Source organism: Methylobacter sp. (genome assembly GCF_004322395.1).
In the GTDB taxonomy this organism is placed as follows: domain Bacteria; phylum Pseudomonadota; class Gammaproteobacteria; order Methylococcales; family Methylomonadaceae; genus Methylobacter_A.
Genome location: NZ_SCTW01000009.1, coordinates 72,489 through 94,378, shown reverse-complemented (window position 1 = coordinate 94,378; position 21,890 = coordinate 72,489). Strand labels below are relative to the sequence as shown.

Below are 21,890 nucleotides of genomic sequence, written 5' to 3'. Positions count from 1 at the left end.
TCGGCATTAGTTGTAAACCCAGGCCGGCAAAGTTACTTTTTTCGACTGCCATGCGTAGCTTGTCGTCAAACGGAGCGAAGTCACGGATGTCGTTAGCGTCCAGTTGGTGTTTGGCGCAAAAATCCAGTTTTGTAGGTTGGGCAGCTTTTTATGCCCAACATAACGAAACTTCAAAATGACAGTAGATTTCGGATTTGACCACGGACATTCCGCCAGCGGATAGCAAAATGTTGGGCAACGGAAAAGCTGTCGCCTCGGTAACCGCTCCATGCGTTGCTCTACCTCCTGCAATCCATGCAGTCGTAAAGCGCCTACTGTTGGAGCCCAACCTATATCCGTGTTTATCCGTCTAATCCTTAATTATCCGTGTTCCATCAATCATAGTTTTTTAGGCTTTCGGCTGGCTGTCTAACGCGCCTTTAATGGCTTTGGCCAGATCGCTGACGGCGCCTGCGCCCCAGTAATGCAGGAAAACGATTCTCGGCGACTCGCCGACCATGTGGTTATGAATCGAAGTGATCGCGATGTTTCCGGAACGTAAGGCTTTCAACACGATCTGCAATTCGGATTCCAGCACCGCGAAGTCGCCTTCGACAATCGCTTTGTCATTGCTGCCGGCGAACACCGCCCAGGTATTCACGCCCATGGTTTTACCGACTTGATGGCCGTCCATTTGCGTGGTGCGGCCGATGGTCACCTTATAGACTTCGCCGGTTTTTTCAACGGACGCGCCGATGATAGCTTCGATCGGCTTCGGATCAAGCGAGGTTTTACCAGCATCGAACTTCGTGCGTTTTTGAACCTTGCCGCCGCTGGTTTCCTTGATTTTGGCAAAGACTTTGCCGACGCCCGTTGCCAGACTTTCCGCATCGCCCGAACCGCCTATATGCATGAACATCACTTTCGGCGTATCCCACAGGAAATGGTTATGCAGCGCGGTAACCTGAATACCGTTTTCCAGCGCCGCGCTCATTACCGGATTGATCTGGTCTTCCTGCAAGACCATGTCGCCCATGACCATGGTCTTATCGCCGGCCGGGGTAAATGCGGCCCAAGATGTGAAGCCGGTAGCCGGGGTCATTTTGACTCCGGCTACCGTGACGCTCAAATCGCCGCGCGGCACGGTCACTTTGAAAACATTCTCGGCGCTATCGAGCTTGCCTTTGGCGCCGGTCAACTGCTCTATCTTGGCCGTATCCAGAGCCGCCGTATGCTCGCCGTGCTCGTGAGCGACGGCCGCTCCACTCAGCAGGGATGTCAACAGCACCGCTAAAGCCTGAGATTGATAAATTTTGTTCATACCATAAATCCCTCCTGGACTAGCCAGGCTTTAATAAAAGTAAATAAAAGCCCGGTTACGCCGCAAACGGCGATGACCGGAATGACGCCCGCCTTGTAACGGAACAATGCCAGCAACGCTCCCGCCCCGATCAGCGCGGCAATGCCTTCGAAACGGCCGTCGAAACCTTGCGGCCAGAACACATGCCAGGCAAAAAATACCGCAAGGTTCAGGATCACGCCCACCACGGCGGCAGTGATTCCGGTTAACGGTGCGGTGAATTTCAGGTTGCCGTGGGTGGACTCCACCAGCGGGCCGCCCGCCAGGATAAACACGAAACTGGGCAGGAAGGTGAAGTAAGTCACCACCGTCGCCGCTGTCGCACCGGCCAGAAACAGTTGCTCGGGGCCAAAAATTTCCTTCACCCATCCGGCCACGAAACCAACAAAGGTCACCACCATGATCAGCGGCCCCGGCGTGGTTTCACCCAAGGCTAAACCATCGATCATCTGGTGAGGCGTCAGCCAGTGAAAATGCTCGACCGCGCCTTGGTAAACGTAGGGCAATACCGCATAAGCGCCGCCGAAAGTCATCAGCGCCGCTTTGGTGAAAAACCAGCCCATCTGGGTCAATGCGCCATCCCAACCGTAACGGGCGCAGAGGAAACTGATCGCGCCGCCCCACAGAACCAGGCCTGCCAGGATGACTTTCGCTAAGCCTAGCCAGGTAAAGCGCGCATGATCGGGTGTCGGCGTATCGTCATCGATCAGCGCAGGACCGTAGCTTTGCTTGGCCGCGCCATGTCCTCCGCCAACCGCGAATTTGTGCGGGACGAACTTGCCGCCGATAGCCCCAAGCATGGCGGCAACGAGCACGATCAAAGGGAATGGCGTATTGAATAGAAATATGGCCAGGAAAGCCAAAGCCGCCATTGTCCATAGTAGCCAATTTTTCAGCGCTCTTGAACCGATCCGGTACGCCGCGAAGATCACGATGGCGGTCACCGCCGGCTTGATGCCGTAAAGCACGCCGGCAACGGCGGAGATATGGCCGTAAGCCAGATAAACCCAACCCAGCGCGATCAAAAGCAGTAACGACGGCAGCACAAACAGGCCGCCCGCCACGATTCCGCCCCAACTGCGATGCATCAGCCAGCCGAGATAAATCGCAAGCTGCTGCGCTTCGGGCCCCGGCAATAACATGCAGTAATTCAGCGCATGCAGGAAACGTTTTTCTGAAATCCAGCGATGCCGTTCGACCAATTCCTGATGCATGATTGCGATTTGCCCGGCCGGGCCGCCGAAGCTGATAAAGCCGAGTTTGAGCCAGAAGCGGAAGGCGGTGCCGAAGCTAACGGGATGCGGTCGCTGCATGGGGATTTCCTTGATTATATGTTGGGTTGAATTTTTTAGCTCATTCCCACGCGCTGCGTGGAAATGCAGTCAAGGCGCGCTGCGCCGCGAGTCGCAACCGACCTGCCAAAATACAAAGTATATCAACTAGGACGCGGCGCGTCCCAAACCGTATTCCCACGCAGCGTATAGGAAGGAATATCCGCTGTAGGGCGTGCCATGCGCGCCTTGGTTTCTCTAAGGCGCGCATGGCACGCCCTACTCACTACCACCTCATCCGTCACGGTCATTTAGTTAAGGAACGTGCATGAAATAACTTGAGCAAGTTTTATTTTTAAACCATGAAGACTAAATCCTTCATGGCCTTCATATTCTTCATGGTAATGGCTTAAATTAATTTATGCATGTTCCTAAGGCATATTCATCTATTTTCACGGGCAATACGTAAATCAGTTAATGGAGATTAAGTTCCTTAGCCGCAACCAGCAGTTCGTCGATAAAGTGCTGCGTATATAACGGCAAATAGTTGTTTTTTAAATAAGCGATTTTGGTTTTTGAGCTGGGAATAAGGTGCGATAAATCCCGCGCAACCAAGTCATGATCCACCGCAGGATCATACGCCATACCCGCAATAATGCCGACGCCCATGCCCAGGCGGACGTAAGTCTTGATCACGTCGGTATCGGCAGCGGCCAGGATAATATCCAGTTCCATGTCGGTATTTTTAAACGCGGTCTCGATATTTGAGCGTCCGGTAAAACCGAAACTGTAGGTGAGTATTGGATAAGAGGCAAGCCGTTTAAGCGAAATCTCGCCCTCATTCAGCGGATGATTTTGCGGCACTACCGCCGCATGATGCCATTCATAGCAGGGCTTGACGACCAGGTCGGTATCTTCGCCGACTTTTTCCGTGCAGATCGCAATATCGGCTTTTCGGGTGTGCAGTTTGTTGATCAGTTGCTCGGGCGACGCTTCAATCATATAAATCCTGACACCGGGATATTTTTCCCGAAAACGCAAGATAGGTTTCGGCAGGAAATACTTGGCTTGGGTATGCGTGGTCGCAATATGCAGAACGCCTTGGTTACTGTCGATATAGTCGGCTGCTATGGTCTGGATATTGTTTTTTGCCAGATTAATGGTTGCGACTTCTTCCATGATGCGCTGCCCCAACGAGGTCAAGCCTATCAATTTTTTACCCTGCCGTTCGTAGATAGGCGAACCCAGCTCGGCCTCGAAAAGCTGCAATTGCCGGCTGACCGCCGATTGCACGATGTGCATTTTTTCCGCTGCTTTTGAAAGGCTGAAATCATTTTCCTGAAGAACGCGAAGCAGTTCAATTTGGCTTAAATTCATTACTTGGATGTTCCCAATCTAATAATTGCACACGGACGACACGGATTTAAACAGATGATTATGGATAAGATTATACAAATTCGTTAATTATTCAGCGCGATTGATAGAACGCGGATAACGCAGATTAGACGGATTTACGCGGATTTTTTGTCTCGTGGTGAATGCTTCTGCTTTTGTTCTAAAACAAATGCTTTCACAGTCTCCAAAGCTTAGGAACCGGCGTAAAACACTAAAGTTAAATCAGTGCCAATCTGTAGCTGAATAATTATAAACTAATGAAACCAATGCGCATGGCGTATCTTCAGATCAACCTTGTCGCCTTTATTTAAATGCAAACGCCTGAACTGATCATTGGGCATTTCCGCATAAACGCTTGCTGTCGAGCCATTCGAACCGTTCTTGACCAACTCGATACGAATCAGGGAGCCCAGATGCTGCCAGTCTTTTAAGGTGACAAAGCCATCATCGGTATCGGCTATCGACTTTTCAATAATGATGTCATGCGGGCGAACGTGCGCAATTTTGCCTTGCCGGTGCGCATTCGTTAATCCCGCTGTTTGCAGCCAATCGACATCTTGCTCTTCCAGATAAAAGACATTGGTTTGCCCAATAAATCGAGATACGAAAGCGTTGGCCGGATGATCGTAAATATCGCCGGGCGAACCTTGCTGTTCGATGCGTCCGTGATTGAGCACCACAACCTGGCTGGCGACTTCCATCGCTTCTTCCTGGTCATGGGTGACAAAAATACTGGTGACGTTCAAATCGTTATGCAAATTACGTAGCCATTGCCGCAAGTCCTTTCGCACACTGGCATCCAGCGCGCCGAACGGCTCATCCAGCAAGAGCACCGATGGCTCGACCGCCAAGGCGCGCGCCAGTGCAATACGCTGGCGTTGACCGCCGGACAGTTGATCGGGATAGCGGTCATGCAGCCAGTCAAGTTGTACCAGCTCCAATAACGCATGGACTTTTTTTGTTATGTCGGCATCACTTAGTCTGTTCCGGCGGGGCTTAACCTTTAAACCGAAAGCAACATTATCGAATACCGTCATATGCCGAAACAAGGCGTAGTGCTGAAACACAAAACCAATCTGGCGGTTTTTGACCGGTTGATCGGTTACCTTATCGCCTTTCAAGAAGACATCGCCCTGATCGGCCTGCTCCAGACCGGCAATAATGCGCAGTAAAGTGGTTTTGCCGCAGCCGGAAGGCCCCAGTAAGGCAACCAATTCGCCTTCGGGAATATCAAGGTTGATATTGTCCAGCGCGGTAAACGCGCCAAAATGCTTACTGAGGTGATTTACGCTAATGCTCATGATGGGTTCCTGATATGAATCTTTAATATGTATTACTGGAAGCGTAGCGGGCCTTAACTGGATTCCCACGTTGCTTGCTCATCGTTATAAACATGTCTGCGAGATACCGTCGTTCCGGCAGGGATTGCCGGAATCCACGACTGCAAGGACAGGAAATGATCCCGTCATTTCTCTGCATTCCCCACATCCCTGTGGGTTATGCAGGAGGTAGAGCAATGCATGGAGCAATTGCCGAGAAGCCATGGATGGCAATACCTAAGCGAACAACATATCTTGCAACAATGAATTGCTCTGTTAAATCAAGCATTCACATCCCTGTGCTCTGGATCCCGGCAATCCCTGCCGGGATGACAGACCGTCGTGCCTAATAGACAATTATGTATAACAACGACCACTGCACGTGGGAGCCGGGAAAATTGCAAATATTTAGTGCAATTCAGCCGCCTGCCGGCTCGCTTTTAGCTCCTGTTTCTGCTTCCATTCAAGGACAGTTTTAAACACCAGCGTTACCACGGCCAAAGCTGCCAATAGCGAAGCGCCGGCGAAAGAACCGACAAAATCGTATTCGTTGTAACTGACTTCGATATGCAGCGGCAGCGTGTTGGTGAGGCCGCGGATATGGCCGGACACCACCGAGACTGCGCCGAATTCGCCCATTGCTCTGGCGTTACAGAGCAGTACGCCGTTCAACAACCCCCATTTGACGTTCGGCATAGTCACTTTGAAAAAAGTTTGCCAGCCGCTGGCGCCCAGCGATAAAGCCGCTTCCTCTTCTTCATGGCCGATTTCCTGCATCAGCGGAATCAGTTCCCTGGCAACGAACGGAAAGGTCACGAACAAGCTCGCCAGAATAATTCCCGGCACCGCAAAAATGATCTTGATGTCATGCTCGGAAAACCAAGGCCCAAGCCAGCCTTGGGCGCCGAAAATAAGCACATAAATCAAACCGGCAATCACCGGAGATACCGAAAATGGCAGATCGATCAAGGTAACCAGCAGGCTTTTTCCGCGAAAGTCAAAACGGGCTATCGCCCACGCGGCGGAAACGCCAAATACGGTAGTCAGCGGCACCGTGACCAATGCAACCAAAAGTGTCAGCCTCATCGCCGCCAAAGCGTCGGGGTGCGTCAGGCTGGAGCTATAGGCCGTCCAGCCTTTGGCTAAAGCCTCAACCAGCACGGTTAACAACGGTAAAATCAGAAACAAACCGATAATGCCCAGAGTGAGTCCGATCAAGGTATACCGAACCCAGTCGGGATCCGATAATGTCAGTTTTTTTGAAGCTATAAAAGAAGGAGTGGAAACGGCATTCATTACAAACCTCTCACAGTTGTCCCGAACGGCGGCGAACCCACCATTGCAGTCCGTTAATCAGTAACAGCAACAGAAACGACAAGATCAGCATGGTCAAGCCAATCGCGGTTGCCCCGGGATAATCGTATTGTTCCAGTTTGGTGATAATCAAAAGCGGCACGATTTCCGAGATATAAGGCATATTGCCGGCAATGAAAATCACCGACCCGTATTCGCCGACGCCACGCGCAAAAGCCAGCGCAAAGCCGGTAATGGCGGCGGGCAGGATATTGGGCAAAATGACTTTGACAAACGCTTGCAAGCGCGTCGCGCCGAGACTGGCGGCGGCTTCTTCCATCGCGATATCGAATTCCTGCAACACCGGCTCGATGGTGCGCACCACAAACGGCAAGCCGATGAAGATTAAAGCGAAGACGATACCCAGCGGCTTGTAAGCAATTTGTATTCCGGTGCTGTCCATGACCAGCTTGCCGATCCAGCCGTTGGGTTCGTAGATCGCGGCCAGCACGATACCGGCCACGGCGGTCGGCAAGGCGAACGGCAAATCGATCAGTGCATCGAACAGACGCTTGCCGGGAAACGAGTAGCGCACCAGCGACCAGGCAATGATAAAGCCGAAAACAGCGGCCACAGCGGCGGCAATCAGCGCTGCGCCAAAGCTGAGCCGGAACGAAGCCTGCACGCGCTGATTGGTCAGTATCGCCCAGTATTCGTCCAGGCTAAGCTGAAACGTTTTCAGCAGCATCGCGCTGAGCGGAATCAGCACGATCAAGGCCAGATAGAACAGGGTAAAGCCGATGGCCGGGCGAAATCCAGGCATGATTTTACTTTGCGGCATGTCAGTAATTTTCGATTTTAAATAGTGGCATTAAATACACAAGGGTTATATCTCCCAACTGTTCATGGTAAGCATTCACCTTTACCTTTGAAAAAGAGGGACTGAATTGTTACATTTCATCTGTTCCTAATATACAAAGCGGGAGCGAACGTCCGTTCGCTCCCGCGTGAGATTTGCTTAAGGCTTATAGATTTGATCGAAAGCGGCGCCGTCATCGAAATGCTCTTTTTGCACTTGCGCCCAGCTGCCGAATTTTTCATTGACGGTAAACAGCTCCAATTTTGGAAAGCGTTTTAAGTCTTCAGGACTGGCATGTTCCGGTTGGTACGGACGGTAATAATGTTTCGCCGCCAGTTTTTGCCCAATCGGCGAATACAGGTATTGCAGATAGGCTTCCGCCAAATCCTGGTTGCCGTTCTTTTTGGTGACTTTATCGACCACCGCTACCGGCGTTTCCGCCTTAATACTGACTGGCGGGACCACTATCTCGAATTTTCCGGCCCCCTCTTCGTTAACCGCTAAAAACGCTTCGTTTTCCCAGGTGATCAGTACATCGCCGATACCGCGTTGAGTAAAGGTTGTGGTAGAACCGCGCGCACCGGAATCCAAAACCGGCGCATTCTTGTAAATTTTCTTTACAAATTCTTTAGCGGCATCCTTGCTGCCGTAAGCCTTTTCTCCAAATGCCCAGGCGGCCAGATAGTTGTAACGCGCGCCGCCGGAGGTTTTAGGATTGGGAGTAATCACCGAGACGCCTTCTTTGGCCAGATCATCCCAGTTTTTAATGCCCTTGGGATTGCCTTGGCGCACCAAAAACACAATGGTGGACGTGTAAGGCAAACTGTTGTTGGGTAACCGGCTTTGCCAATCTTTAGGCAGCAACCGAGCCCGTTCGGCAATTTGGTCGATATCGTATGACAACGCCAAGGTTACTACGTCCGCTTCCAAACCATCGATTACCGCACGTGTCTGTTTGCCGCCACCACCGTGGGATTGCTGAACACCGACATCTTCCCCGGTTTTGTCTTTCCAGTATTTAATGAACTCCTTGTTGAAGTCCTGATACAGCTCTCTGGTTGGATCGTATGAAACATTCAGAATGGTTCTATCCGCCAAAACCGCACCGCTAAACAGTAGGGTTAGCGTGAACAACAGGTGTTTTAATGCTTGGGTGAATTTCATGGTTTCTCCTTAATGGAAGATGTGTAATTTGTTTTGCCGCATCGTTTTAATTAAGTGTCATACCGATCCGCATGGCAATCATAGTAACCAAACTGACTGGCCAATAAAAACGATATATTTAGATATAAATATCTAAAAAATAGATATGTACCGGTTTAAAAAATCATTCCGGACTCTATAACTATTTATTAACAGCGTTGGCCTGATCCTCCGCATGCCGGAGCAAGAGAGGATCAGGCAGAAGGAACGTTTTGCCTTTGCAATCCTTTACTTGGGTTTACCGTCGCCAAACGCATTCAGCGATACTTCGAAATAGAAGAAGTTGCTGGGTTCTGTGGTAAAGGGGCCGTTTACTCTCGCCTGAGACGTGGTAAAGTCACCCGGCGTAAAGCGGGCATAGCTTAAGCTCCACTCCGCATAAGGATTGAGTTTGTGCCGCATACGAATATCGAATTCGTGCCCCAGGAAACTGCCGCTTTTGCCGGTTACATCTCTTAAGTTAGCCCTGTTCCAAGCATCGGTTTCGCTTTCCAGCCAGTAGGCGTTATACCCGGTATCGACACGGACGTCTTTATACGGGGTGAATTCCAATCTGGCTTTGGGTGCATGTATGTTATCCCAAGAGAAATAATCGTTGCGCGACCACGGCTGGTTGAAGCCGTAAAAAGCATCGAAGCGCTCGTTCGATCCGCTGGAAGCATTTCTGTTAGGATCCTTGTCGCCGGTACCGAAGCCGTAATACAAACTGGCTCTGGGTTTCCAGTCATGGTCGAAGGTATAGCCAAGCTCCAGCGAGTATGCCAAGGCATCATGCTGAAGCATAAGCTGTGTCGGTACGCCCGTTCTGGTGTAGCCGAATCGGCCAAACTGTTTGTTGATGTCGGCATCGAAATCAAAACCGCTGCTGCCGAATAAACCGTAAACCCGCAAGCCCGGCGCATAAATATCCATATCGTTCTTGCGATTGGCGGCAACCCGGTTATAAGGGTCGCCATTAGTTTTTCGGCCCAGGAAGTAGGGCTGGATAGTGATAAATTCCGACCATTTTCTCAGGCTTAGTACACCCCCATAAATCCAGGTATCTTCATCGGGTTGGTCGAAGTTGTATTTCAAGCGCTCAACCGGTTGCAATGCGAAGGTATCCAAATGCCAGTCGTTTTGCTTTTTGCCGAATTGGACGCGATAACCCTCGAAGTTGTTGGTGGTATTACGGAACTGGTTGTTGCCTATCAGACGCCGATCCAGCAATTCCAAAGACTGACGACCGGCGCGAATGCTTAACGGCCGGTTATGGCCGAGCGCATTGTCGAAATACAACTCGCCGTAACCTTGGATTAGTTCGAATTCGTTAATATCGGAATCGGTTCGTTCATATAGGCCGTTATAGCTGCGGGAGTCCTGAAACTCCACCGCAAAGCGTAAGGGATCGAGAATATCTTTTACCCCGACATAGGCTCGTGTCCGCAACAACCATAAATTGTCGGGATCGTTGCGAAAAGTATTTAACGTAGCCCCCGTTGTAGGATCGACTCTGCGCCGCAAGTCGTTTTCACGGTATTCATAGCGGGTGCGAAAATCCAAACCCACATCCAGCCATTCGACATCGCGGAACTGCTCGAATTGGGTTTTGCTTAAATTCCGCACATAAGACGGTGGATCGGGTTCCGGCTCGACGCGATAGCCTCTTGTTGCTACATAGTAATCCTCGGCGCTAGCCAAGCCTGACCACATCAGCAGGCCCAAAGCCCCGGTTGCCGACGCGGAATTAATGAAATTGCGCTTCATATATTTTCACCTTAATTTTATTATCTCTTGATCGCAGCAACTTCCGGTGATCCGGTCGGCTCCCTTTCTCGTTGTAGTAATGTTTTCGCCGTTTTTTACGGTGGAAATTTATAGTTATTTTTTATTATCGAAGCGCAATTTCTCCTTGCGCTCTATTTGTACAACTTTGCTTTCATGAACAATGATTTCAATCGAGCCAAACTTAAGATCCTGTAACAGATCGGCAACCTGATTTGCGATTTCAGTTATTCGCGGTTCTTTGTGTGTTTTTTCCAATTTAAGCGCCATGAAAATCTCCTGAAGGCCACTACTGTGACGAAGGTAAAACCGGTCGTTTATGTTGGGAGGAAGTTTAGAGAGGATTTCGTGTTTAATAAAACGATATTATTAGATGGATATATCTAATTAAATGATATTTGATAGGTTGATTAGGAAGTAATCATTTTTGAAGTTTTTGGTACGGTGGATATGTAAGATGAGGAAACGATGACGTACAGAAGGGAGAGTGTTTGCGATAGCTAAGAGTCTGTCGGACTTATCCTCATTAAAGCTGACCTAGAGTAAGATAACAATCAGTTTCCTCTTTACGGATAAGAGGCCATGGGTCGTTTTGTACCGTTTGACTGCAATCAATCATACCTGTTTCTGCTGTCCGTAGACGAATGATTGCCGTAAGGATACTTAGCGAATTTCATCGTTGAAATGATCGATCAACTCGATTTATCGAAGTTGGCAAGGTGTTATTCCAGACCTTAATCACTTTGGGGCATGGTTTTCAATTGGCACCTCGTTCTAAAAACGTACCGGATGTCTGCAAACACTTTTCGAGGGGCTTGAGGTTTTCTATCTCTCCACCTTTCGTTTATTAAGCTCAACAGTAATAATTAATACTTAACCGTTCGTCGTGCTTTTCAACTATATTCAGGAGTAAAGACTTTGTTAAAGGACGATCGGTTGAGGTACTCCATGATTCTTCTGCATGAATAGGAAGAAACCACAGCAGAACCCCCATTAACATAGGATGGGGTCAGTTACGCTCTCCATCCGCCGCACCATGATTTGACCAAACCTCAATCATTGTATCGATCCAGTCCCTCCTCAATATTCAACTGAACTCAGGCGCTAAAAATCCTTATAAAATAAGGAGGTTGCTTACAGAAGCTGCCTGTTATGCTAAACTGATTTCAAGAAAAAACTCAGAGATAAACAATGAAGATAGATATTAAAACAATTGCTTTCCTTGCTATTGTTACAAGCGGCGCTTCTGCAGCTCAGACTGTAACAAATACTGCGCCTTGGGCCGGCTTTTATGCGGGAGTTAGCGCGGGAGCAATATTCAATGAAGCTCAATTAAATTCCAGCCACATCAACTTTCTCAACACGCCATACCATCAGCATATAAACGATACCGATTTTCTGCCCGGTGTGCAGGCCGGTTACAACTACCAATTTCCGTCTGGCTTTGTGTTGGGCGGGGAGCTTGATTTTACTTACCCGGACAGTAAAAGTGAATTTAATAACACTAATCAGTTTGCTCAATTCGATAAATTCACTTTTGAGAATAGGTTACAAGGCGCTATCCGTGCAAAGATGGGATATGCGTTGGACAAATTTTTACCTTTCGTCACGGCAGGCGTTAGCTTTGCAGATACTCAGCTCGAATATACTAATGAAGTGTTTGAGAGGGTAAAAAATACCAGTGTTCAAACTGGTTGGGCCTTAGGTGGTGGCTTGGAATATGCTGTTTACGAGAATCTATCGCTACGCACCGAGTACATCTATTCTGACTATGGCGATCCATTATCGATGAAACTCTCTAACGTTGTTGGAGTGACTGATCCAAACGGATTTGCGAATATTGAGTTGGTAACGCACAGTGTTCGCACGGCCCTTAACTATCGTTTTTAGCCGACAGTGAATAATACTTCTATCCGGATTGATTCTGCGTAATGCTGCAAGGTGGATTTGCCGCTAGGCAATCCGCCGCAACCGTTACATTTTCTTCACAGATTGCATTTTTAGCAATGCCTGTTTTTTCTTTCTCGCACGCTCTGCTTTTTCCGTTTCTTCTTTTTCCTTGCGCAAGGAGCGCGCATCGTAGCGCCGTTTTGCCTGTGCGGATTTTTGCCTTCGGCTCACTTCGGCATTATTTGGCGGTGCGGGTTTCATCACGATGCAATCGACCGGACAGGGCACAATACATAATTCGCAGCCGGTACATTCCGAAGCAATAACCGTGTGCATGAATTTCGACGCGCCCAATATCGCATCGACCGGACAGGCGGCGATACATTTAGTGCAGCCGATACAATCTTCTTCAACAATAAATGCAACGCTTGGCGGCTTGTGCTGGCCGAACTTTGTATTCAGCGGCTTGGGAGAGACACTTAATAAAGCGGCCAGATCGCGTATGCCTTCGTCACCGCCCGGCGGGCATTGGTTGATATCCGCAATGCCGGACGCGATGGCTTCGGCGTAAGGACGGCAGCCTTGGAAGCTGCATTGGCCGCATTGGGTTTGCGGCAGTAATGCATTTATTTGATCTATCAAGGTAGGAGATTCATCAGGTGAAACAGGCATGTTCCGGGGTATTCTCGTAGAGCCGATTAGGCAAGCAATTTATTAATGGTTCCACACAGGAGTTTGGGAACCAGCGCAAAATATTTATGGTTGAATGCTGTGGGCGCGAATTTATTCGCGCCCACAATAAATAACTTATTAACTAATAATAATTTACCAGAGCCATGAAGACAATAACGAAACTACTTAACCCGCATCCCAGGTTGAGCCCCTTCATCAGGATTCAAAATCCAAATATCCTTGCCGCCGGGACCTGCGGCGAGCACCATGCCTTCAGACATACCAAAGCGCATTTTTCTCGGCGCAAGATTGGCAATAACCAGGGTCAATTTTCCTTCCAAATCTTCCGGGCTGTAGGCGGATTTAATCCCGGCAAATATATTTCGGGTTTCGTCGCCAATATCCACGGTCAACTGCAATAATTTATCCGCACCTTCAACATGATCGGCTTTGATTATTCTAGCAATACGCAAATCAAGCTTGGCAAAATCTTCAAACTCGATGGTGTCGGCAATCGGCTCGCATTTTTTTGCTTTCACAGGCTCGGCGGTTTTTTCCAGGTTTTCTTTGGACGCTTCAATAATTGCCGCGATTTTATCGGCTTCAACCCGCGTCATCAATGGCTTAAATTCATTGATTGCATGGCTCAACAAAGGCTTGGCATCAACCGGCCAAGCTTGCGCATCGATATTTAAAAAGCTTTCCGCATTGCCGGCCAACACGGGAAGCACCGGCTTCAAATACACAGCCAGTAAGCGGAACAGGTTGAGCCCCATTGTGCAGACTTCGTGCAGTTCTTGATCTTTGCCTTCTTCCTTGGCGATCAGCCAGGGTTTTTTCTCATCGATATATTGGTTGGCTTTATCGGCCAGCGCCATGATTTCGCGCATGGCTTTGCCGAATTCGCGCGTTTCGTAAAACTCGGCGATTTGTGCGTTGGCGGTAACGAATTCATGGAACAAGGCTTGTTCCGAACTTTGCTCGGACAACTTATTGTCAAAGCGTTTGGCGATAAAACCGCTGCAACGGCTGGCGATATTGACCACTTTGCCGACCAGATCGGAGTTAACCCGTTGGCTGAAATCGTCGAAATTCAAATCGATGTCATCGACCCCGGCGCTGAGCTTGGCGGCAAAATAATAGCGCAGGTATTCAGGATTCAAATGATCCAGATAAGTTCTGGCTTTGATAAACGTGCCGCGCGATTTGGACATTTTTTCGCCGTTCACGGTCAAGAATCCGTGCGCGAAAATCGCGCTGGGCGTCCGGAAATGCGCTCCGCTCAACATCGCAGGCCAGAATAAGGCGTGGAAATAGATGATGTCTTTGCCGATAAAATGGTACAGCTCGGCGTCGCTGTTTTTGCTCCAGAACTCGTTAAAATCCAAGCCCTGTTTGTCGCATAGGTTTTTAAAGCTGGCCATGTAACCGATCGGTGCATCCAGCCAAACATAAAAGTATTTGCCGGGCGCATCGGGGATTTCAAAACCAAAATACGGCGCATCGCGGCTTATGTCCCACTGCTGCAAACCGCCGTCCAGCCATTCGGCCAATTTGTTGCTGACTTCGGGTTGCAAATGGCCGGCATTCGTCCAGTCGCGAAGCATGTCGCTAAAGTTAGCCAGATCGAAGAAATAATGTACCGAGTCTTTATCGACGGGTTTTGCGCCTGAAATTGCCGAAACCGCATTTTTCAGTTCGGTCGGCGCATAGGTTGCGCCGCACGCTTCGCAGCTGTCGCCGTATTGATCGAGCGCGCCGCATTTGGGGCATTCGCCTTTGATAAATCGGTCGGACAAGAACATGTTCTTAACCGGATCGTAAGCTTGGGTAATGCTGCGTGAAGCGATATGTCCGGCATCGCGTAAACGCTCGTAAACCAGCGCCGACAGGGCTTTGTTTTCTTCGGAATGCGTGCTGTGGTAATTATCGAACGCGACGCTGAATTCGGTAAAGTCGGCCAAATGTTCTTTTGCGACTTGGGCAATAAGCTGTTCCGGGGTAATGCCTTCCCGATCGGCCCTGAGCATAATCGGCGTGCCATGCGTGTCATCAGCGCAAACGTAATAGCAAAGGTTACCGCGTTGTTTTTGAAAACGCACCCAAATATCCGTTTGAATATATTCAACCAAATGACCAAGATGAATGGGGCCGTTAGCGTAAGGCAGTGCGCTGGTGACGAGAATTTTTCTATCTGACATAGTGTAAAAGCTCTAGCAATTCGAAGGCAAAATTAGCTGGCTATTATGGCATAAAACAAACGCAAGCTGCGATTTTCGGGCAGCTAATAAGTGCAATAGCGGGTTGAAATCGGTAAAATGGCCTATATCTTGAGTTCAATGCTTGGTTATTGATCAGGCGCATTTATTACAATTGTGGAGCGTGGGCATGGCAAGCATCGAAAAAGCGGCTGTAGAAGATCTTCTGCAAACATTTATCGACCCCAATAATGGAGCCGATCTGGTTTCTGCAAAATCGGTTAAAGCCATCGCGATTGACGGTAACAACGTCAGCGTCAAGCTGGAGTTGGGCTATCCTGCGAAAAGTTATATAAACGAACTTAAAGCGGATGTTGAAGAGCATCTGAAAACTCTTCCCGGCATTGGTAATGTCAATGTTGAAGTCAGCGTAAAAATCGTTTCCCATGCCGTGCAGCAAGCATTAAAACCGCTGCCCAACGTTAAAAACATCATCGCGGTAGCATCCGGAAAAGGCGGCGTCGGCAAATCGACGACGGCGGTTAATCTGGCCTTGGCCCTGACCGCTGAAGGTGCGAATGTCGGCATTCTGGATGCCGATATTTACGGGCCCAGCATTCCGATGATGTTAGGGCTTTCAGGTTTTCCTGAAAGTAAAGACAACAAAACCATGATGCCTAAAGTCGCTTACGGCGTGCAGACGAATTCTATAGGCTATCTGGTCGAGGCCGACCAAGCCATGATCTGGCGCGGCCCGATGGTAACCAATGCCTTACAGCAACTGCTTAAAGACACCAACTGGGATAACCTGGACTATCTGATTATCGACTTGCCGCCCGGCACCGGCGATATTCAGCTGACCCTGTCGCAGCAGATTCCGGTTAGCGGCGCTATTATCGTCACAACGCCGCAGGATATTGCGTTGATTGACGCTCAGCGTGGTTTGGGTATGTTCGAGAAAGTCCATGTGCCTGTGCTGGGTTTGGTCGAAAACATGAGTATCCATATTTGCAGCAATTGCGGTCATGAAGAAGCCATTTTCGGTTCGGGCGGCGGGCTGGCGATGGCCGAGCGCAACAGAATCGAGTTTCTTGGCGCCCTGCCTTTGGATATTAACATCCGTCAATTTGCCGATTCCGGCAGACCGACCGTGGTCGCCGACCCGGACGGGCGGCCTGCGCAAATTTACAAGCAAATCGCCCGCAAGACAGCGGCTATATTGGCGTTGAAGGCTAAGGATTTCACTACAAAGTTCCCCAAGATCGTCGTGCAAAATACCTGATTGCACCGATATCCATAAAAATCTACTTAGCCATCGAATACAATGGAACGCGGATGCCAAAAGTAGGCGCCTCTAGGCGACGCAGATGAATATGATAAGCGCGGATAACTAATGAGAAATCTTATTTGATCATAATTATCAGCGTCGCCTAGAGGCGCCTACTTTTGGCATCTGCGTTCCATTTTTCTAAATGCTGAGTAATTACGTTCTATGCTAGAATCTGATTTTTTAAATCAATTCAGGTAGTAATACTCCATGAGCATTAAGTCGGACAAATGGATACGCCGCATGGCGGAGCAGGGCATGATAGAACCGTTTGAAAGCGGCCAAGTCAGGGATTCGGAACGCGGCCGGGTTATTTCTTACGGCACATCCAGTTACGGCTACGATGTCCGGTGCTCAGACGAATTCAAGATTTTCACCAATATCAACTCTGCAATCGTCGATCCCAAAGATTTTGATTCAAACAGCTTTGTCAATGTTAAGTCCGACGTCTGCATTATTCCGCCGAACTCGTTTGCCTTAGCCAGAACGGTTGAATACTTCCGCATTCCGCGCGATGTATTGACGATTTGCCTGGGTAAATCCACTTATGCCCGTTGCGGCATTATTGTGAACGTGACGCCGTTGGAACCCGAATGGGAAGGTCATGTGACGCTGGAGTTTTCTAATACTACGACCTTGCCTGCAAAAATATATGCCAATGAAGGCGTGGCGCAAATGCTGTTTTTGGGCAGCGATGAGGTTTGCGAAACGTCTTATAAAGACAGGGGCGGAAAGTACCAGGGACAAACAGGCGTTACCCTGCCGAAAGCATAAGACTTAACTGGCCCTATTATTAGGGCCGCCCCCTCAGCCGAGTTGAAATTATTGAACTTTTAGCGGCGCAGGCATATGGATCGGCGGCAACTGCACAAAAAATCCCTTTACTTTAAGGCTTTCGATTACTTTTCCGGCATCTTCTTGGGCCAGTTTTCGTTCCGGCGTCAGTTCCAGATCCATCACAAACTCTATTTTGCCAAAGCTGTTGAAAAGCTCTTCCGGCACTTTCGAAAAATCGTCTTTTTTATCGATATACAAATAAAGATGTTCTTTCTTCAGGCTCTTATAAATAAAACACAGCATAGTATCTAGTCGCGGTAATGGATCGAAACGGCCATTTTATCATTTTTGGCTAGAATACTTTTTTCTTAAGGTTCAAATTTCCCTGCCCCTTACTTCTTAGATATGAATCATCCGCTGTAGGGCGTGCTGTGCGCGCCTTAGCTCCCAAGGCGCGCACAGCACGCCCTACGTGCAAATTTTTGTTGAACTATAGCAGCTTGAATCAAACGCTATTCGGCTGATACGCGAGTAAGTTGCAGATTAGAGGAATGCCGCTGTTTAATAGCTTGCGCCAATTGGTGTACCGCCATCGCGTATTTATCGCTGTTATTGTATTTTTTGATCACCTTAAAATTAGGATGGACGCGCCAGTATTCGCTGCCTTTATTTGCGCTCAGCTCAATAATCGATCCGCCGCTATAGCTTTTGGTTTGTTCCGCGACCAGCATGTTGTTTTGCCAACCGTTACGCGAAAAGTAATGTGCTACGCTGCCAATCGCATCGCACTGATCCCAGAGGTTGCGATGCCCGTCGTTGTTGAAATCGACCGCCAACGTTCGGAAACTGCTGGGCATAAATTGGCCTAAACCCATTGCTCCGGCCCAGGAACCGACCGGCTGAAGCGGCTCAAGGCCTTCTTCGCGGGTCATCAGCAAGTAATTTTCCAGTTCCGCAATAAAAAATTTGCCACGCCGTTGAGTATCGAATGCCAATGTAGTCAGTGCATCGAAAATACGCGTTTTGCCGATATTTCGGCCAAAAAAAGTTTCTACCCCGATAATTGCAACGATATATTCGGGATCGACACCGTAAGTAACGCTGGCTTTTTGGATCGAATCCTCATTGTTGCTCCAAAAGGCTACGCCGTTATTGATATGTGTCTCGGTGATAAATTGCTGGCGATAACGTGTCCAGCCTCCTGACTTGGGGTGAGCCAGTTTAGGGCCGTGATATTGCGGGGTATTTTCCAGGCGAATAACATAATCCAGACGCTTGGCCTGAGAAAACAGGCCTTTTAAATAACTTTCCGAAAAGCTGTGTTCAAGCACCATGTGCCGGATAAAATTTTGCAGCGGCAACGAATTGGCGTATATCCCGGTTAAGGTTTGCGCTTGATACTCAAGGACATGATCCGGGTTACTAGTAGCGGTATTGCGATAGGGGACGTCGGTTTTAACCGACGGATTGTTGGCACAGCCGGTAAGAATTAGCGCCAAAGTCAGTTTAAATAAACGCTTATAGCTTGTGTGGTTCACGGTTGTCTCCTTGTTGTTAGTATATTAATCGATACGGGGTTGATAATGCAGAAGCGTCTATTTCATTTTCATTTTTAAACCCGCACTGCAAAAAAATACCTGTTCGCAATGTTGTCCCATTAATTGCGCAGCTTTGCCGGACAGATCGACAAACTGCCTAGCCAAGCGGTTGTCGGCAATGACGCTTAGCCCGACTTCATTGTGTACCAATACCATGTCACAAGATAAATGTAGCACTGCTTCCAGTTCCTGCAAGATGTCCGCTTCGGGTATTTGGTGATAGAGCTGGTTGTTCAGCCACATCGATACGCACTCGACCAATACCGGCCCTGGGCATTTTTGCAATGCTTCCAGCAGCTTGACGGGCTCTTCAATAGTTGTAAACAAGTCCTGGCGGCGCTGTTGATGGATATGGATTCGCGCCTGCATCTCGTCATCAAAGAACTCTGTAGTCGCCAGATAATAAGGTTTAGCCGTTGTCGCTCGTTCTAAAATATAGGCTTCCGCCAACCGGGACTTGCCGCTTTTGATGCCTCCTATAAACAGTGTTTTCATGACATCAAGGTTCCTGCTGCCAATAGAGTTAGAACGATTAGGTTAATGCCTGTTTTCATTTGCAGTGCTTTGGCTAATGTAAATTTATCGACCGGATTGATCGGCAAGCCCAGCGCCGGTTTGTGTTTTATCTGTCCGTGATAACTGGCATCGCCGCCCAACGCAACGCCCAATGCGCCGGCCATTGCCGCAATCGGGAAACCGGCATTGGGGCTTTCCAGCTTGTTGCCGTCGCGCAATAAGCATTGCCAAGCGCGTTGTTTGTCTTCAGCCAACACAACAATCAGCAACGCGGTCAGCCGGGCAGGGATGTAATTCGCTATATCATCGACTATGGCCGCCGTTTTGCCAAAATATAAATAACGCCCGGTTTTATAGGCGATCATCGAATCCATGGTATTGATGGCTTTGTACACGATAATCCCCGGCAAGCCGAATAGCAATAGGTAAAACAGCGGTGCGATAACGCCGTCGCTGAGGTTTTCCGCCCAGGTTTCCAGTCCGGCCTTATAGATTTCGGTTTCGGTCATGTCTTTAGTGTCGCGGCTGACCAGATAGCTTAATGCCTGTTTCGGGTGTTCGGCGGTCAATAGCGCGGCGACGCTTTCGTGCAGCATGTTCATAGCCAGCCCGGTGGAGGCAAATATCGCCAAAACTATCAGCGATAGCCAGCTTGGCAAAAGGCCGCATAGATAAACCAGAGTAAGGCTTATCGCTAAGACCAATGCGATTAAGCTGATTACCAATAACGCGCCCGGTAAAATTCGGTTGCGGTAAAAACGCCGTTCAAACGCATTGATAAAATCACCCATCAATACTATCGGGTGTTTACAGGGAAATTCGCCGAAAACCATATCGACGAGATACGCCAAAGCCGCCAATTTGAAAAACATCGTAATTACTCAGCAGTTAGAAAAAATAGAACGCGGATGACGCTGATTAGGCGGATTTACGCGGATTTTTTCTTTGTTATCTGCGTTTATCCGATCAATCAGCGTCATCCGCGTTCCATTATAAAACCTGTAACGCCCGCAAAATGGCGGCTATATCCAAATTGTCTGCGACCATATCGGCAAAGCCTTGTATTTCGGCTTCGCGATAATCCGAATAGGTATAGCCCCGATACTGCGGATTAATGGTTTTAAAATAATCGGTACGAAACGCATCGTGATCGAAAATGCCATGCACATGAGTTCCGGAGAATAAGCCACTCTGATAATACAGCGGGTATTTATCCATGCGGCCGCAGTGGATTTCATAGCCGCTGATCATATCGTATGAAAATAGCCGGTACTGTCCGCGAGCGAGTATTTTAGGGCTTTGATAAAGCACCGTATCGTCGATAAAACAGAAGCCCTGCTCGGCAATCGCAATTTCATGTTCAATCGCATCAGGGTCGTGTAGATTTTGACAGAGCATTTGATAGCCGCCGCAGATACCGAATACCGGCTTATTGAACTGCAAAATCTCTTTGAACAAACCCTGCTTTTTCAGCCATTGCAAATCGCGGATCACGGTTTTGCTGCCCGGCAACAGCACCATATCGAAGCTTTCCAGCGGACGGTAATCGTGGATCAACTCCACATAAAGCTCGGCATCTGCCATCAACACATCAAGGTCGTTATAATTACTGAGACCCGGATAGGCGATCACCGCAACGCGGATTTTGGCATCGTCCAGCCGTTGCCGGTAATTGCGCAGCGACTGGGAATCTTCCATGTCAATATTTAATGGCTTAAACGGCAGCACGCCTAAAACCGGAACGCCGAAACGCTCGGCGATGATTTTTTCGCCTTCGTCGAAAAAACGCCGGTCGCCGCGAAACTTGTTGACCACCACCCCGATCAGGTTGTCGCGCATGACCGGGTCCATCAGTTCCAAGGTGCCATAAATCGACGCAAACACGCCGCCGCGCTCGATGTCCGCGACCAGGATATTTTGGGTATTGAAACTGTTCGCGACAAAGGTATTGGACAAATCCTTGTTCAGCAAGTTCAACTCGACCGGCGAGCCTGCGCCTTCGGCAACGATCAGTTCATAGTCCTGCTGTAATAATGAAAAGGCCTGCTTGACCTGCTGTTTCAAGTTGTCGATTTCAGCATAATAAGCCGCAATCGACTGGTTTTGATAGACCAGCCCGTTGACGATGACCTGCACGGAACCGTTGCCATGCGACTTAAGCAATACCGGGTTAAACAAGTAACTTGGCTCGATGCGCGCGGCTTCGGCTTGCAGACATTGCGCCCTGGAAATCTCCCGGCCTTCTTTGGTGACCGCGGAGTTATTCGAGACGTTTTGTGCCTTGAATGGCGCGACCTTCAAGCCCCGGTCGGCAAAAATCCGGCACAAGGCCATGACCAGCGTGGTTTTTCCGGCGTCTGAACTGGTACCGAATACGGCTAATGGTTTCATTGTTGGTTTTTATTAAATGCGTCGAAGAGCTTATTCACCACAAAGGCACGAAGTTTTAAATTTTGGTATCTATTCAAC

Annotated in this window: 19 protein-coding genes; 3 read left to right on the top strand and 16 right to left on the bottom strand. The window is 48.9% G+C overall.

The features are described 5' to 3' along the window. Positions 1 to 388: 388 nt before the first annotated feature. The 9 genes from EPO18_RS01805 to EPO18_RS01765 all read right to left on the bottom strand — a co-directional run bounded on the left by EPO18_RS01805 (position 389) and on the right by EPO18_RS01765 (position 10,713). A complete protein-coding gene (locus EPO18_RS01805; RefSeq protein WP_292429690.1) occupies positions 389 to 1,300 on the bottom strand; it encodes a DUF1259 domain-containing protein in 912 nt (303 codons plus the stop codon). Beyond that, positions 1,297 to 2,652, bottom strand: a complete 1,356-nt coding sequence (gene chrA / locus EPO18_RS01800) for a chromate efflux transporter (RefSeq protein ID WP_292429687.1) — start codon at positions 2,650 to 2,652, stop codon at positions 1,297 to 1,299. The genes EPO18_RS01805 and chrA overlap by 4 nt, the downstream gene beginning before the upstream one ends. A 432-nt stretch (positions 2,653 to 3,084) precedes the next feature. Further along, on the bottom strand, positions 3,085 to 3,987 hold the full coding sequence (locus EPO18_RS01795) for a LysR substrate-binding domain-containing protein (RefSeq protein WP_292429684.1): 903 nt from the start codon (positions 3,985 to 3,987) through the stop codon (positions 3,085 to 3,087). A 272-nt stretch (positions 3,988 to 4,259) separates the two neighbouring features. Next, complete coding sequence (locus EPO18_RS01790; RefSeq protein WP_292429681.1) at positions 4,260 to 5,306, bottom strand: sulfate/molybdate ABC transporter ATP-binding protein; 1,047 nt, start codon at positions 5,304 to 5,306, stop codon at positions 4,260 to 4,262. Between the two features lie 426 nt (positions 5,307 to 5,732). After that, positions 5,733 to 6,620: a sulfate ABC transporter permease subunit CysW gene (gene cysW / locus EPO18_RS01785; protein WP_292429679.1), complete on the bottom strand. Its 888-nt coding sequence runs from the start codon at positions 6,618 to 6,620 to the stop codon at positions 5,733 to 5,735. A gap of 10 nt (positions 6,621 to 6,630) precedes the next feature. Next, positions 6,631 to 7,458, bottom strand: a complete 828-nt coding sequence (gene cysT, locus EPO18_RS01780) for a sulfate ABC transporter permease subunit CysT (protein WP_292429675.1) — start codon at positions 7,456 to 7,458, stop codon at positions 6,631 to 6,633. Between the two features lie 177 nt (positions 7,459 to 7,635). Next, positions 7,636 to 8,640 (bottom strand): sulfate ABC transporter substrate-binding protein, encoded by a 1,005-nt coding sequence (locus tag EPO18_RS01775; protein WP_292429672.1) that lies wholly within the window; start codon positions 8,638 to 8,640, stop codon positions 7,636 to 7,638. Positions 8,641 to 8,907: 267 nt separating this feature from the next. Then, complete coding sequence (locus EPO18_RS01770) at positions 8,908 to 10,425, bottom strand: alginate export family protein (protein WP_292429669.1); 1,518 nt, start codon at positions 10,423 to 10,425, stop codon at positions 8,908 to 8,910. 114 nt (positions 10,426 to 10,539) lie between these two features. Next, entirely contained in the window at positions 10,540 to 10,713 is a 174-nt protein-coding gene (locus EPO18_RS01765; protein WP_292429666.1) for a YezD family protein, read from the bottom strand. A 921-nt stretch (positions 10,714 to 11,634) separates the two neighbouring features. Here EPO18_RS01765 and EPO18_RS01760 point away from each other — a divergent pair. Continuing rightward, complete coding sequence (locus EPO18_RS01760; protein ID WP_292429663.1) at positions 11,635 to 12,333, top strand: outer membrane protein; 699 nt, start codon at positions 11,635 to 11,637, stop codon at positions 12,331 to 12,333. Positions 12,334 to 12,417: 84 nt separating this feature from the next. On the opposite strand, the gene rsxB is transcribed toward EPO18_RS01760, so the two are convergent. Next, positions 12,418 to 13,005, bottom strand: coding sequence for an electron transport complex subunit RsxB (gene rsxB, locus EPO18_RS01755; RefSeq protein WP_292429658.1), 588 nt, complete (start codon positions 13,003 to 13,005; stop codon positions 12,418 to 12,420). A gap of 182 nt (positions 13,006 to 13,187) precedes the next feature. Next, positions 13,188 to 15,206 (bottom strand): methionine--tRNA ligase, encoded by a 2,019-nt coding sequence (gene metG / locus EPO18_RS01750; protein ID WP_292429655.1) that lies wholly within the window; start codon positions 15,204 to 15,206, stop codon positions 13,188 to 13,190. 187 nt (positions 15,207 to 15,393) lie between these two features. Here metG and apbC point away from each other — a divergent pair, with 187 nt between their 5' ends. Next, complete coding sequence (apbC, locus tag EPO18_RS01745; protein ID WP_292429653.1) at positions 15,394 to 16,485, top strand: iron-sulfur cluster carrier protein ApbC; 1,092 nt, start codon at positions 15,394 to 15,396, stop codon at positions 16,483 to 16,485. Between the two features lie 255 nt (positions 16,486 to 16,740). Then, positions 16,741 to 17,304 (top strand): dCTP deaminase, encoded by a 564-nt coding sequence (gene dcd / locus EPO18_RS01740; RefSeq protein ID WP_292429650.1) that lies wholly within the window; start codon positions 16,741 to 16,743, stop codon positions 17,302 to 17,304. A 48-nt stretch (positions 17,305 to 17,352) separates the two neighbouring features. Here dcd and EPO18_RS01735 read toward each other — a convergent pair whose 3' ends face one another. The 5 genes from EPO18_RS01735 to EPO18_RS01715 all read right to left on the bottom strand — a co-directional run bounded on the left by EPO18_RS01735 (position 17,353) and on the right by EPO18_RS01715 (position 21,812). Next, positions 17,353 to 17,610, bottom strand: a complete 258-nt coding sequence (locus tag EPO18_RS01735; protein ID WP_292429647.1) for a YcgL domain-containing protein — start codon at positions 17,608 to 17,610, stop codon at positions 17,353 to 17,355. Between the two features lie 209 nt (positions 17,611 to 17,819). Continuing rightward, positions 17,820 to 18,845 (bottom strand): lytic murein transglycosylase, encoded by a 1,026-nt coding sequence (locus EPO18_RS01730; RefSeq protein ID WP_292429644.1) that lies wholly within the window; start codon positions 18,843 to 18,845, stop codon positions 17,820 to 17,822. Between the two features lie 57 nt (positions 18,846 to 18,902). Beyond that, entirely contained in the window at positions 18,903 to 19,400 is a 498-nt protein-coding gene (locus EPO18_RS01725) for a bifunctional adenosylcobinamide kinase/adenosylcobinamide-phosphate guanylyltransferase (RefSeq protein ID WP_292429641.1), read from the bottom strand. Beyond that, positions 19,397 to 20,293: an adenosylcobinamide-phosphate synthase CbiB gene (cbiB, locus tag EPO18_RS01720; RefSeq protein ID WP_292429638.1), complete on the bottom strand. Its 897-nt coding sequence runs from the start codon at positions 20,291 to 20,293 to the stop codon at positions 19,397 to 19,399. The genes EPO18_RS01725 and cbiB overlap by 4 nt, the downstream gene beginning before the upstream one ends. A gap of 118 nt (positions 20,294 to 20,411) precedes the next feature. Further along, a complete protein-coding gene (locus EPO18_RS01715) occupies positions 20,412 to 21,812 on the bottom strand; it encodes a cobyric acid synthase (RefSeq protein WP_292429635.1) in 1,401 nt (466 codons plus the stop codon). Between the last annotated feature and the right edge of the window lie 78 nt (positions 21,813 to 21,890).

Excerpts from the sequence above, each read along its gene's own strand:
- EPO18_RS01805 (WP_292429690.1), bottom strand. The coding sequence starts at position 1,300 with ATGAACAAAATTTATCAATCTCAGGCTTTAGCGGTGCTGTTGACATCC.
- chrA (WP_292429687.1), bottom strand. The coding sequence starts at position 2,652 with ATGCAGCGACCGCATCCCGTTAGCTTCGGCACCGCCTTCCGCTTCTGG.
- EPO18_RS01795 (WP_292429684.1), bottom strand. The coding sequence starts at position 3,987 with ATGAATTTAAGCCAAATTGAACTGCTTCGCGTTCTTCAGGAAAATGAT.
- EPO18_RS01790 (WP_292429681.1), bottom strand. The coding sequence starts at position 5,306 with ATGAGCATTAGCGTAAATCACCTCAGTAAGCATTTTGGCGCGTTTACC.
- cysW (WP_292429679.1), bottom strand. The coding sequence starts at position 6,620 with ATGAATGCCGTTTCCACTCCTTCTTTTATAGCTTCAAAAAAACTGACA.
- cysT (WP_292429675.1), bottom strand. The coding sequence starts at position 7,458 with ATGCCGCAAAGTAAAATCATGCCTGGATTTCGCCCGGCCATCGGCTTT.
- EPO18_RS01775 (WP_292429672.1), bottom strand. The coding sequence starts at position 8,640 with ATGAAATTCACCCAAGCATTAAAACACCTGTTGTTCACGCTAACCCTA.
- EPO18_RS01770 (WP_292429669.1), bottom strand. The coding sequence starts at position 10,425 with ATGAAGCGCAATTTCATTAATTCCGCGTCGGCAACCGGGGCTTTGGGC.
- EPO18_RS01765 (WP_292429666.1), bottom strand. The coding sequence starts at position 10,713 with ATGGCGCTTAAATTGGAAAAAACACACAAAGAACCGCGAATAACTGAA.
- EPO18_RS01760 (WP_292429663.1), top strand. The coding sequence starts at position 11,635 with ATGAAGATAGATATTAAAACAATTGCTTTCCTTGCTATTGTTACAAGC.
- rsxB (WP_292429658.1), bottom strand. The coding sequence starts at position 13,005 with ATGCCTGTTTCACCTGATGAATCTCCTACCTTGATAGATCAAATAAAT.
- metG (WP_292429655.1), bottom strand. The coding sequence starts at position 15,206 with ATGTCAGATAGAAAAATTCTCGTCACCAGCGCACTGCCTTACGCTAAC.
- apbC (WP_292429653.1), top strand. The coding sequence starts at position 15,394 with ATGGCAAGCATCGAAAAAGCGGCTGTAGAAGATCTTCTGCAAACATTT.
- dcd (WP_292429650.1), top strand. The coding sequence starts at position 16,741 with ATGAGCATTAAGTCGGACAAATGGATACGCCGCATGGCGGAGCAGGGC.
- EPO18_RS01735 (WP_292429647.1), bottom strand. The coding sequence starts at position 17,610 with ATGCTGTGTTTTATTTATAAGAGCCTGAAGAAAGAACATCTTTATTTG.
- EPO18_RS01725 (WP_292429641.1), bottom strand. The coding sequence starts at position 19,400 with ATGAAAACACTGTTTATAGGAGGCATCAAAAGCGGCAAGTCCCGGTTG.
- cbiB (WP_292429638.1), bottom strand. The coding sequence starts at position 20,293 with ATGTTTTTCAAATTGGCGGCTTTGGCGTATCTCGTCGATATGGTTTTC.
- EPO18_RS01715 (WP_292429635.1), bottom strand. The coding sequence starts at position 21,812 with ATGAAACCATTAGCCGTATTCGGTACCAGTTCAGACGCCGGAAAAACC.